Source organism: Desulfosediminicola sp., from assembly GCF_048381775.1.
GTDB classification, from domain to species: Bacteria; Desulfobacterota; Desulfobulbia; order Desulfobulbales; family Desulfocapsaceae; genus Desulfopila; species Desulfopila ganghwensis.
The window spans coordinates 464262-476577 of the sequence record NZ_JBLXGE010000001.1 but is presented as its reverse complement, the minus strand read 5'-3'; the positions used below and the strand labels follow the sequence as shown (position 1 = coordinate 476577).

At 50.4% G+C, this 12316-nt stretch carries 13 protein-coding genes; 5 read left to right on the top strand and 8 right to left on the bottom strand.

Annotated features, from left to right (window positions below; translation table 11 throughout):
• The first annotated feature begins 26 nt into the window (after positions 1-26).
• Together ACN5NT_RS02065 and ACN5NT_RS02060 are read left to right on the top strand one after the other, a co-directional pair.
• Positions 27-1796, top strand: coding sequence for a hypothetical protein (locus ACN5NT_RS02065; RefSeq protein WP_419174304.1), 1770 nt, complete (start codon positions 27-29; stop codon positions 1794-1796).
• Positions 1797-1840: 44 nt separating this feature from the next.
• Positions 1841-2866, top strand: a complete 1026-nt coding sequence (locus ACN5NT_RS02060; protein WP_419174303.1) for an SUMF1/EgtB/PvdO family nonheme iron enzyme — start codon at positions 1841-1843, stop codon at positions 2864-2866.
• Positions 2867-2897: 31 nt separating this feature from the next.
• Here the strand turns inward: ACN5NT_RS02060 and ACN5NT_RS02055 are convergent, their stop codons facing one another.
• Positions 2898-3824, bottom strand: coding sequence for a hypothetical protein (locus ACN5NT_RS02055; protein ID WP_419174302.1), 927 nt, complete (start codon positions 3822-3824; stop codon positions 2898-2900).
• 584 nt (positions 3825-4408) lie between these two features.
• Here ACN5NT_RS02055 and ACN5NT_RS02050 point away from each other — a divergent pair.
• On the top strand, positions 4409-5041 hold the full coding sequence (locus ACN5NT_RS02050) for a PA14 domain-containing protein (protein ID WP_419174301.1): 633 nt from the start codon (positions 4409-4411) through the stop codon (positions 5039-5041).
• A gap of 126 nt (positions 5042-5167) precedes the next feature.
• Here the strand turns inward: ACN5NT_RS02050 and ACN5NT_RS02045 are convergent, their stop codons facing one another.
• From ACN5NT_RS02045 to ACN5NT_RS02015, 7 genes are all read right to left on the bottom strand, one after another.
• Positions 5168-6913, bottom strand: coding sequence for an FAD-binding protein (locus ACN5NT_RS02045; protein ID WP_419174300.1), 1746 nt, complete (start codon positions 6911-6913; stop codon positions 5168-5170).
• Between the two features lie 2 nt (positions 6914-6915).
• Positions 6916-7638, bottom strand: coding sequence for a ferric reductase-like transmembrane domain-containing protein (locus ACN5NT_RS02040; protein ID WP_419174299.1), 723 nt, complete (start codon positions 7636-7638; stop codon positions 6916-6918).
• On the bottom strand, positions 7551-7766 hold the full coding sequence (locus ACN5NT_RS02035; protein ID WP_419174298.1) for a 4Fe-4S dicluster domain-containing protein: 216 nt from the start codon (positions 7764-7766) through the stop codon (positions 7551-7553). The genes ACN5NT_RS02040 and ACN5NT_RS02035 overlap by 88 nt, the downstream gene beginning before the upstream one ends.
• Before the next feature lie 91 nt (positions 7767-7857).
• Positions 7858-8259, bottom strand: a complete 402-nt coding sequence (locus tag ACN5NT_RS02030; RefSeq protein WP_419174297.1) for a hypothetical protein — start codon at positions 8257-8259, stop codon at positions 7858-7860.
• Positions 8260-8472: 213 nt separating this feature from the next.
• Complete coding sequence (locus tag ACN5NT_RS02025; protein WP_419174296.1) at positions 8473-8703, bottom strand: SH3 domain-containing protein; 231 nt, start codon at positions 8701-8703, stop codon at positions 8473-8475.
• Between the two features lie 12 nt (positions 8704-8715).
• On the bottom strand, positions 8716-8934 hold the full coding sequence (locus ACN5NT_RS02020) for a DUF6515 family protein (protein ID WP_419174295.1): 219 nt from the start codon (positions 8932-8934) through the stop codon (positions 8716-8718).
• A gap of 395 nt (positions 8935-9329) precedes the next feature.
• The gene (locus tag ACN5NT_RS02015) at positions 9330-9686 is read right to left on the bottom strand and encodes a hypothetical protein (RefSeq protein ID WP_136797547.1); all 357 of its coding nucleotides are present in this window, start codon (positions 9684-9686) and stop codon (positions 9330-9332) included.
• A 426-nt stretch (positions 9687-10112) separates the two neighbouring features.
• On the opposite strand from ACN5NT_RS02015, the gene ACN5NT_RS02010 reads away from it, so the two are divergent.
• Both ACN5NT_RS02010 and ACN5NT_RS02005 read left to right on the top strand, forming a co-directional pair.
• Positions 10113-11534: an ATP-binding protein gene (locus ACN5NT_RS02010; protein ID WP_419174294.1), complete on the top strand. Its 1422-nt coding sequence runs from the start codon at positions 10113-10115 to the stop codon at positions 11532-11534.
• A 17-nt stretch (positions 11535-11551) separates the two neighbouring features.
• Positions 11552-12223, top strand: a complete 672-nt coding sequence (locus tag ACN5NT_RS02005; protein ID WP_419174293.1) for a response regulator — start codon at positions 11552-11554, stop codon at positions 12221-12223.
• Positions 12224-12316: the final 93 nt, after the last annotated feature.

The window sequence follows — 12316 nt, the reverse complement described above, 5'->3', positions numbered from 1 at the left end:
TCTGACGAGAACGAGCTGGAGGGACAATGTTATTGAGACCTCATCACAGGCTGATAACAGAACTGCCCGCTCTGCTGTTGCTACTTTTCACTTCAGTCCTTCTCACAGAAGTGAATGCTGTAGCCGACAGTGGATCACAAAGTGCAGGCAACCAGATCACGTCCGTCGTCAACCTGCAGCCATTTAAAACTGTACAATCAGCTGAGATTCACATGCCAGACGGCAACCTGGCGGAGGTAACACTGATCAATCTGAACTCGAATATTAATCAATGGTATATCCTCCAGCTGAGCGACAACCACAAAAAGGTGGTTGAAGAGTATCATCTCGAAAACCCGTATCCGCATGATCAACGGCTGACGCTTAACGAAAATTCACAACCTCGATTGGCCCTGACCCGGAAGGGGGTCGCGGTGAAAGACTGTTCATCGTTGCAACTGATTGTCAAGGGTGAACTCGAAACAGCCAGAAAATCCAGACAAATCTATGCCCCCCTGTGCAACGGGAACATTTTTCTTCGTAATCCGACCAGAGGGCACCAGACAACCATAGAAACTGTTACCGGTTTTCTTCGCGACAGGCTTCCCGGTGGAGAGAGCGTTGTCGGGTTTGTAAAAGACAATTTTTTCAAAGACGCCTTTCTTGAAAAGGCTCAGACAAAAGAAGCCTCTCACTCTGCATTACCAGAGTCCGAACCAGGTCTCCCCGCACCGGCAGACATCAATCCCGACTTTGCCAATCAGCTGATCTTCCCCGCAGGGCTCGGCCTGCAGCTCAAGAGACGGGCCAAGGGCGTGCTCACCGGTCAATGGTATAGTGTTCAAGATAACCCAGGCATTTTTGTCAGCCTCATTCAACCCAAGGCCATTGCTCCGGCGATCCTCAACAGTCATCGTAATCGTGTTAATCGTCTCGACAACATCGAATCGGGAGCGCTTGCCTACCTGATCGCTTTTGACCTGGACCGGTTTGACCTTGGCTTCACAATCGGGACAGAACACCCACGGGTGGGATGGTCGAACCGAACACGGGATTCTGTGAAAATAAAAGGTATACCCGGGCCTGACGGCATCGAAACAATTGCACCCATTGTGGCCAACGGCATGATCAGCCCTGTTGACTCCGTGAGCACTGTGGCAACATTTACCGGAGGGTTCAAAAGAGCCCACGGCGCCTTTAAGTACGGTGCCTTTGCTGAGCGCAACAGGGGCTCCCATTATGGCTTTATTGAAAGAGGAGTTGTCCTCAGCACCTTACAACCGGAACTTGCAACAGTGCTGGTCTATGATGATGGAACTGTTGCCCTGAAGACCTGGTCGGAAGAGGACAACGTCAATCTTGACCGGATTGTCCATGCGCGACAAAACGGTGTACCGATTCTCGAATGGGATTCAGAATCTCAACAGCCGGTACCCGGCAGTCTTGTCGCCAAGTGGGGGGCAGGTAACTGGTCCGGCTCCCATGACATGAAACTGCGTACCTTGCGGTCCGGTGCGGCATTGCAGGATAGTGGCGGTAAACGGTTCCTCATTTACGGGTATTTTTCAACTGCGACACCTTCTGCAATGGCCAGGGTGTTTCAGGCCTACGGTTGTTCCTATGCTCTTCATCTCGACATGAATGCTCTTGAACATACCTACCTCGCGCTCTATCGGCAAAAAGAGTCACACCTGGCGGTACAGCACCTCATTCAGGGCATGAGCGTTTTAGACAAGACCCGAAAAGGCGCTTATATTCCGCGCTTTATTGGGTATCCGGATAATCGGGATTTTTTTTATCTGATGCGGCGTGATTAGGTATTTCATTTTTATCTGCCAAAATACTCTCCGGGGAAAATACGATGGAATATATTCGGTCAATCCTGCTGGTCATCGCTCTCGTTGCTTCGGGAATGCAGACATCTGGCGCAGCCCAGTCATTGCAAGAGCAGAACGAGAGAATGTTTACCCGTTTAATCGAGGTCCACAACCTGTCTGCTGCACAGGCGGCAATGGTACGTGCGATCTTTGCCGGTTCTCCATATATAGGGCAGGGCAACCCCGCTGTCAGCAGGCACCCCGCTTCAGTTGAGGAATGCAGGGCAAAGCTCGATAGCCTGTCACTCAATTATGAAAATATGCGTTACGAGAAGATCTGCGGTGCCAAGTATATGGCCCCACTTTACGACCCGGAACATGAACGTGCAGAGGATGCTGAAGCCTGCATTGATCAGTTCGAATTTCCCAATATACCCTGCGAATATCCGGTAGTCTGGGTACGCACCCGGGAAGCGGCCGAGATCTGTTCTGCCATGGGAAAACGGTTATGTGATGCCCATGAGTGGGAGGGTGGTTGCGCAGGCGAATTAACACCTCCTGATTATCGGTTTAATCTGGCGAAAGGAGTCACTGCCAATGAAGCTGTCCGTCGCATGCGCATTGCCCACAATAATGCCAATAAAGCAGATAAGACATGGAGCTATGGCCCTCGATACCAAAAAGGCATCTGCGCGGCAAATAGTTCGAAATCTTCCGGCTGTAATGGTGGAGGCTGGAAGCAGTGCGGGTCAAACACCTATCCTGTCGGTTTCTTTCCCGAATGTCGAAGTTCATTGGATGTCTACGACCTTAACGGAAACGCGGCTGAGCATATGAACCTGCCGCTGACAGAAAAGCAGATGGCCAGCAACGGGAGTTCCACCCTGGGCTATACCGAGATGAAAGGCAGTTGGTTTATCTTTGATACATACAGGGCACATGAAGACTGGTGCCGATGGCGGGCACCATACTGGCATGGCAGCAGGGTTATGTCAGAACACAGCCACCATAATTACCATCTTGGCTTCCGTTGCTGCAAAGGGCTTACAGGCGAGAAAGACGCAGAGTGACAGTATACGACCTCAATTTTATCGAAGAGGGCTAGTGGATAACGGTCGCAGAGCTCTTCTTTTTACCCGCCGGCAGCGCAACGTTATCAGGGCTGTAACCGGCAACGATCGGACCTTCATCACTCAACAATGGTGCCAGGTCCGGATCTTTTAAGATGTCGTACACTGAACATAACTCACCATCGACAATAACTGTCTCACTCACCAGGCGAACACCATGGCTGTAATCTGCATATCCGGCGCCATGCACAGTACTGAGTGGCTGGATCGGTTTACCATTGGGCTGGTGCCATCCATAAATAGCTATTCTTCCGGGCTTATTCATTAACTTATTGGTGATGACAACATCCTTTTTATGACCTGAGACAAGCTCCCCCGAAGTAATGCCAAGCGACTCCTGTTGCTGGTCGATCTTCTGATTGTGCCTCTGATAATAGTCAGTTGATCGCATCTGGGCGCCAGGCTGCATGGGTTGAGGTGTAAAGTGATTTTCGGACTGATTGTAAATGGCATCTACCATCTTGCGCGTCGGTAAAATAAAGCCCAACCGGCTGGCCACCAGGCTTGCCGTATGAAAATCCATTGGGGTGCGGATAAAGTCATTCTCAGAGCCAATGGCAAGGTAGTCCGGAGTAACAAATATTGTCGCAGATATCAGGCGTCCGTTGGTATCTCTTGTCTGGAGTTTGACAGGTTTAAGTTCTCTCAAAAAATCCGGGATGTTACCGCTGAGCACTTGTTCGCCAATTACCTTCTCACGCTGCTGCTCGCTCATTTTAGAGGTCAGAGCTACAAACTCCGAACCTGTCAGGGTGTGATCTGGCTTTTGGGGTATGTATTTAGTTAGGCTGCTTGGCAGTTCTTCTGCCACACTGGCTTGTAACCTGGCAGATTGAAGTGATATGGCCACTATCATCATGACAGTGATTGCCAATCGAGCGATTATTGACAGTCTCATTAATAACTTTCTCCTTGAAAAAACAAAACAAGTGCTTCTTGTAAAGTCGGGAAAGATACTTTTACGTGAGTCCTTTTGTCAACATGTTAATTTGCTAAGTGCGTCGTTAATGCGTGCTTTTTTAGATGCGATTCGGATAGTTGGACCACATCACCTAACATGGCTGTTGGGTCGGGGATTGAATTACTACCTGCGCTTTGCCATCACCTCCTTCCATTGCAACCAAGTACATGGTTTTCTTCCTGAAAAGCGCTGCGAGAGAAGGCTCCATCAACGATGCCCTGTTTCCGGTAAATGTTCCCTGGGCACTGTTCTGTGTCCAAAGCCACTCACCTCCTCTCTCGATGTTTCAACTGGAGATATTTGAACTGGATGTTGCTGTTTCAGCCGTATAGATACAGGTCGGGCCTGCGACATAGCCAAAACCAAAATTCTGACCTGATCCCAACGTGTTCCAAGCTCTACCTCAAGCTGGTTATACGCATGCTCTTGCCATTTATCCCATTAATTCGCATGGTGTTACTAGCCGTGTCAGCCATACACTATGATACGAAGTATCCTTTTCTCAATTGCAAGGAGATACCATGCTCATCAACCGAAACCACACTGTAAAGATTATCGCACTGTGTACGATTCTTTTCCTCACCACGCATCTCCCGATAAGCATGGCCGGCGAATCAGAATCACCGCGACCACCTGTGCACTACGACATGCAGGGCACACCACTTTCGGCTGAAGAAGCAGCGAGATTGCAGCCGGGACTGCTCACTGTCTATTTCCATAATTTTTTTGCACGCAACGTGCGGATGCTACCTAAAAGAGGCGGGAAAGAGGGCAAGCCAATATTCGAGCTCAATAACCAGTTCGGAAGGGGTAAGGTATTCGACAGTGGGACCAATCGCGGTATCGGTATTCGCATGAACGGGGCCCTGCATTTCCCGACAACAGGCAAATACATTCTACAGACCCTCTCCAATGACGGTGTTATAATTTACCTGAGCGACAAACTTGTTCTCTCCGATCCTACCCAACATTCGGACCAGTTATCAATCGAATCCGAGCTGAATGTAACCATCGCAGGCTGGTATCCCATACGAATAGACTACTTCCAGAGAAAAGGCACAGCAGCATTGAAATTGTACTGGAAGACACCGGGAAGTGATGAGAAAGTCATTGTGCCTGCCGAGGCGTATGCTCACCTGCCGGCAACTCAATAGTGCGCATTCCGTCCAGACCACTCCTGGCCAGAAATACAATAGCCGCAATCCCGGGAAATTTTAGATTGCGGTTATTGGTGTCTGGCGCGAAGGAAGCGATATACTTAATATGTAAACTTTTTGCTTTTATGCTACAGGCCAACTGTCAAAGGGCTGCTTTTCCAACTTCATAGACCCGTCTTCCCCCCTGTAAATGTTTATCCAGGCTCGCCAGTTCTTCTCATCCACCTCAGGATAATCGAGTCGAAAGTGACTGCATCGGCTCTCTGTTCGCATGATCGAGGCCCTGAGCTTCATCTCTGCGCTGATTATCATGTTTGCGGTCTCATGGGCCAGACGAAGTTCATGGAAGTCAGCAGCACGCAGCATCCCCACATGATGGTCCCTGAGTTCCTCGACGTACGCCAGGGCTGCCTGCAGCAGCTTTTCTTTCTTGATGTAGAGAACAAAGTTCGGAATCATGATCCCCTGCAAGGTCTGGGTCACCCAGGCCGGGTTGTAACCGGCTTCTCTTCCCAGCGGTGCCAACATTTCCTCCTGCACCCTGGCAATCGTCTCTTTCCCGATGACAGGGGCCACCGTACTGGAACAAAAGGCCGCCGCTGCCTCGCCGGCAACAGCTCCCTGAACAGCTGAACCGGCCAGGGAGGAACCGATCTGAGTGTAAATAGCACCCGCCATATATGAACCAAGGGCATCTCCGGCGGCGTAAAGTCCCGGGATAGTCGACTCGCACCTGTCATTAATCGGTACCAGGCCTTCAGACTTATGGATCGCCATGCCAGCTGATGAACCGCCAACGCGCGGCCCTCTCATTCCTGGAGGGGGGCCACCTTTGCCTTGTCTCTGCGGCGTATCATCATGCCGCCCTCCGGCGCCGCCCGGAGGAGCGTTTCGCATAAATTCCAACGGCATATACGGGCCGCCTGCCACTTGGCCTGTCTCTTGCTGGTGCGGGGGTCCCATGCGTACCGGGCCACCTGCGACATACGCCCTGTAGTTCATGTCGACCCCAAGGTCATGTCGTATGTCGACCCCGGTTGTGGTCGGCTTTTGTTCAAACATGTTTCCCCAGCCATCGAAACACGCTGCCGGATTTTCTGCAGAAGCTGGATGCCCGTCGTTCCATTCCTTGCCCGTGACTTTAGCCCCGATATTGTAGGCCATGACAGTCCCGTCGTGCGTGAGGTCGCAAATGGGGAAGCCGTTCGGCTTGAAACCTCCAGCACCTGTACAGAGAATAACGCTTTTTGCTGCGACTAGGTGCACTTTTCCGTCATCTGCACTAAACCCTGCGGCCCCTGCTATCATGCCATTTTCTTTGAGTAAATGGGTCACCATGACACGCTCCAGAAGGGGTATGCTTCGCTCAGCGATTGGCCGTTTAAAACAGTTGTTATAAAGTGGGGATTCAAAAAATCCCCACTCCCGCAGTTCCTTTACCCTGGCGAGGGAGTTTCCCGCCATTTGCCTGGTATATAAAGGGTTATTGCTGCCCAGTGCCGAGCGGGAGACACTGTCAACAAATTCGTCGAGGGTCATTCCAGCGACGCCGGGGTCATAGGCAAATATGCCCTTGGCAAACGGCGTCTGACCTGATGAACCAAGTCTGCCTTTGGACAGGATCATAACGTCGGCACCTGCATCGTGGGCCTTCACTGCAGCAAACAGACCTGCCATACCGCCACCGATGACAAGTACGTCTGTAGTGTCTAGTGCCAGGGAAACATCAGCTGGTGCAACTTTTGGTTTGTTGGCTGCCCAACCTGTAGGAATACCAAACGAGGAGAGCGCTGCAACACCAGCGGCCCCCCCGGCAAGTGTCATAAAAGTTCTACGGGTAAGGCCGCTCATTTCATTCGTACTGTTCATTTTCAGCCCTTTACTCTCAATAGTCTTCTGGCCACGGTTGCTTTTATCGTGAGCAGCATCCCACCTGCCGCCATCAGCACTATCATTATGGTCATGGCCGGGCTTGCATGCCTGCCCAGATTCGCGACGTGCCAGGAGGCAGCCGGGATAAAAGCTATCGACAGGCTTGCATGCAGCCTTCGCCACGAAAGGTACGTCAGGGGTATCCTCTTTTGAAAGAGCGACGTTACCGCCAGCGCAAGCATCAGCCCCCAGCTTGCAAGCCCGGTCAATACTCCCGGAGTAGTCGTGGTGACCATGGTTAAAAACGCCTCTCCAGGGCCTATTCCCGCTTCGAAATATCGCGGTACCACGATCAGCAAAGGATGTACAAGGATCAGCGCAATACCGATGTAGCCAGCAATTTTATGGACTCTTACAAGCTTTGGTGCTCCTGCATCGCGCACAAGGCGTGTATTACATCGCGTGGTATACAACTGCCCCAATAGCTGGAAAAATGCCATCAGGGTCAGGAGAGATATCGTTTCCTTGAGAATTGATCGGCGGGGGAAATCTCCTGTGAGATAGAACAGGAGAGGTATGCCGATAAAGAGCGTGCACCATTGTAGTGCCGGTCGGATTGTGTGCTTTTCCATCTTCAGCCCCATGACACAACCACAGGTATAGACTTCTCTGGTGTTATCCTGATTGCATCCACCGGACAGTACATTCGGCAAAGATGGCATATCTGACAATCTGCCGGATACTGAATAGTCGCCTTGCCTGAGCGCTGGTCCAAACGGATTACATCAGTAGGGCATGTCAGCACGCAGGTACCGCAGCCGATACACCCCTTGATTACGGAAATGGCCATATATTCACCATCAACATACTTCAGTCATAAATGCTTTTCGTACAGATCCGTCGGGAGAAGGCATTCACTTTCTCCCCCCAGACCATCTCGACTAGTGCCCTCTGGCGCCTGATCTCCCTGGCATTGCCAGAACAAGATCACCCGCGATTTCACATGTTGCTTTTATCGACTCACCTCTGGGTCCATCCAGACTGACGCTGTCACCTGCCTGCTTTCCTGCACAGGCCTCGAGATGCTCCTTGGGTACAGCCACAAGCTGAGACTCGATACTCGCGCATACTCCCTCCATCGACTTGCCTCTCCGCCCCTTCAGACTGACCATGTCACCTGCTTCCTTGCCGACGCACGCCTCGTAGGCTTCCGGCGGTGGCCCCTGCATGTTATTGCCTGGGCCACCACCCATTTTGCTGCCTTTTGCATAAACAGGTAGTGCGGAAAATGTTGCCACCATCATCAGGACGGTAAGCCCCTTGATCACCTTGTGTTGTTTCATTACACTGCTCCTTCTGGGTTAAAAGAAAATTGCTCAATTCTTTTCATGGGGGGTCGTTTCATGTTCTTGAATACATGTCGGACATTGAGCGTTATTGAACAGTCTTCGCCATCTTCGTTCTCCATGGCGAAGACTGTTATTCATGAAAGTAACGTGTGAATATGCAGCCAATGTGGAGGAAATGTGAAAGTTGGAAAACCCTGCCTTTTTCCCTCAACCTTCAAAGCCATCCTGGAACCCGGTTGTGTAGTTGCTCTTAATCCAGCCTGTTGACTTATCTGCCAGACGAACCAGGCACCAGGCCGAACTCACCCCTTCAACCTGGACACCAGTACCTTGGGTGAGTTGCTGTACAACGTCATGGTTCAGGCCCGGACCTGAACGAACGTTGAGAAGGTCAACCCTGACCTTGAGTCGTTCACCGATATCGAAAGTAGACCTCATGTGTCTGACAGGTTACGCCACCACCACAGAGCCAGCATCAACCTTCCTGTAGTAAATCCCAGAACAGGCGTAATACTGAATCCCATTGATATGTACCCGTATGGTTGCCGGAGGAAGGGTTCTGACCACCGCACCTATGGGTGCCGGAGCAACAATAAACCCTTTGGGGTCATGCCGGTAAAACAGTCCGTCCAGGCAGTAATAATGAACGACAGCAAATCCGGAAGGCATAGGGTTACCGGGAAAAAAATTTGCTGGCGATGCCACCGATGCCGATGAAGATAATGCCAGTACCAGTGTGACCATCGTCAGTGTACGTAAAGGGCAACGCCTTGCTCTATAAAGCCTGAACATCATAGTTTGCTTCTTTTGGGGGATACGGAGAGTTGTATAATCCTCTGAGACAGCAGGTTCCCCGGCACTTTTGCGAGAGATAAAGGGGAGAGAAGGAGATGTGCCGGGGACCTGTTATCCGTTTACTTCCTGTGAAATAATTACCTCAGTTTACTGGCCGATTTTGCATGAAATATGTAAGAAACAAGGAAAATGTATAAGAGTCTATTTTATCTCCGGCTCAGGCAGGGAAAAGATACCCTTCAAGACACCGTTCAAGCTGCACTATTCATTTATGATTTTGTCCGCCTGCGTTCTGGTACTGCCACCAGATGGTCATCAATCACCTGGCAGGTTGCAACCACCAGCTTCCCATTCTCAGGGGAAAAACTCACCTCGTCTCCAGACCGCTTTCCCTTACATGCGGTGAACGCCTCGGCAGGCAGGGTCATATTTGCTGTGGTGGTCGTATTGTTTATTCCGGGAGGTTCTCCCCTGCGGCCCCGTCCCATCTCCTGTTTACCCATTGCACGCACCTGCTGCCTTTCGCCTCTTTGAGAGGACTGGTCCACTGCACAACCAGATAAGACAAGCCACAGGGCCAATACAGAAATTGAGCAAATCATTAAAAACAAACTACTTCCATCCATCTGAATCCTCCTGGAACTGCGAGCATTATGTCTTTGTTGCCGCCCCCGAACAGCGTACTTCCGACCATTCGGAGTCTTGCTGCCAAAAGCCCGAAGGCTTCCGATCACATCCGGGTAAGATGCTCCATGCAACGTACAGAGCAATAAAGGAAGAAAAATGGAAGAAATGTGAATTAAACGTATGTTCTGACAAATCGTATCAATGAACGGTCTTCGAAGGATCCCACCCTTAAACTCCCGCGTTGTTCAATACCCGCCCCAGGATCTGACTCCAGCATCCACCTCACCCAAAGCTGCAAAATGCCCGAATCAGGTAGTTATTTTGGAAAAAAATGTTTTTTCCGTGTTTGTTCATATTTCTTCCTTAATTTCGAACTATACATTGATACAACTCTTCGTGATAATCATGCATTTACAGGTAAGACCTTGAAACTTAGAATCCGCCACAAGCTTTTCCTTTCCACCCTCCTCACCAGCTCGATCATGGCCGGAGGTATTTTTCTCTTTCTGCAGTGGAGTTTTGACCGTGACTTTCTCGGCTATGTGAACAGCCAGGAATTCAAGCACCTCAACACCATGGCTGAAAAACTTCCGAGTTATTACAGCAAGGAAGCAGGCTGGGAAGGGTTGCAGGGCAATCACCGGCTCTGGACCCGGATTCAAAGGAATATCTTCTTTGATGTAATGCGCGAGTCTGTCGACAAGAAATTATTTGCCGATCGACCTCAGCAACCACCCCATCCACCGATGGACCCAATTCGGCTCGGCAAGCGTATCGTGCTCCTGGACCTGGAAAAAAATCGGGTTATTGGCGGCCCCCCCGAACAGTTGACGCACATAACCACGATACCGATTACCTCGGCCGGTAGCACAATCGGGTTTCTTGGGCTCTTTCCAATCTCCGAAATTTCAGATTCCGGCGACCTGCTCTTTGTAAAACAGCAAAAACAATCGTTTGCGCTCATTGCGTTGATGATGCTGGGGGTTTCAATTATCCTGACGTTCCCAATAACCATTCACCTGCTACGACCTGTCAACCACCTGACAGAAGGAACAAGAAAGCTCATAGGTGGCAAATTTGTAACCAGAATTCCAATTACCAGCGGAGACGAACTCGGGCGGTTGAGCGAACACTTCAATATGCTTGCAATGACTCTGGAAAAAAATGAAAAGGCTCGACAGCGCTGGATTGCTGATATCTCCCATGAGTTGCGCACGCCAATTTCCATCCTGCGGGGAGAGCTGGAGGCACTTCTGGACGGAGTTCGCAAAACCGGTATCCAGACATTGACACCACTGCTTGGCGAGGTTCTGCATATGCAACGGCTGGTGAATGATCTTTATGAGCTTTCCATGTCCGATATCGGTGCCCTGACATATAAAAAGGTACTGGTTGATCCTGTGGGAATTCTTGATGGAACCATTGAACTTCTGGAAAAACGATATGCGGATAAAGGTATGGAGCTTCATCTTCAGGTGCCGGCGGGGATGTCACCGCCTTTGCTCGGAGATCCCGACCGACTGCAGCAACTCTTCACCAACCTTCTGGAAAACAGCCTGAGATATACAGATTCTCCCGGTATGCTTGAAATACTGACAGAACGCTCTGAAGAACGTATTGTTCTATTATTTCAAGATACTGAGCCCGGAGTAGCTGCCGACCAGCTTCCCCTGCTCTTTGACAGACTCTACCGAACCGACCTGTCGCGACACCGTGCAAATAATGGCGCTGGGTTAGGTCTTGCCATCTGCACCAACATAGTTGAGGCCCACCAGGGAAAGATCTCTTCCTATGCTTCACCATATGGCGGCCTGGGGATCAGGGTCGAGTTACCCATTACCAGCTGAACAGCAGACAGAAAAACATGAAAAACAAAACTATATTGATCATCGAAGACGAAAAGCGGTTAAGCGACCTGCTCTGCGACTATCTCTGCCAGGCTGGTTATACAATAGACTGTCTCTATGAAGGACAGGAAGCCGTGGCCAGGGTCAGGGCAAACCAGCCGGCGCTGATTTTGCTCGACCTGATGCTTCCTGGGAAAGACGGGCTCGATATCTGTAAAGAAATACGGAGCTTCTCCGAAGTGCCTATCGTTATGATGACCGCCAGAGTTGAAGAAATAGACAGGCTGCTCGGGCTGGAGCTCGGAGCAGACGATTATATCTGTAAACCTTTCAGCCCACGGGAAGTGGTAGCCAGAGTCAAGGCTGTCCTCAGGCGAAGTAGAGGTGCAGTTCATAGCGGACGGAGTCTCACCCTGGATAATAAGAAATATATCGCAAAATTCCACGGTGAGAAGCTGGATCTGACAGCTGTAGAATTTCAGCTACTTCGAATACTTTTCGAACAATCAGGCAGAATCTTTACCCGTGACCAGCTTATGGATAAACTCTATACCGACAGGCGCATAGTCTGTGACAGAACCATTGACAGCCACATTAAAAAGCTACGGAAGAAAATTGCCATCGCCGCACCCGGACTGGAAATTATCAGGTCAGTCTATGGAGTGGGGTATAAATACGAAGGTCTGTGAAAATCTTCCAGCAGCGGCAACGGGTCGACGACAGGTTGTGGCCGATAACCCTCTGATCTTCCAGGCAATGACCCAATCCATTGAGTTCATAGC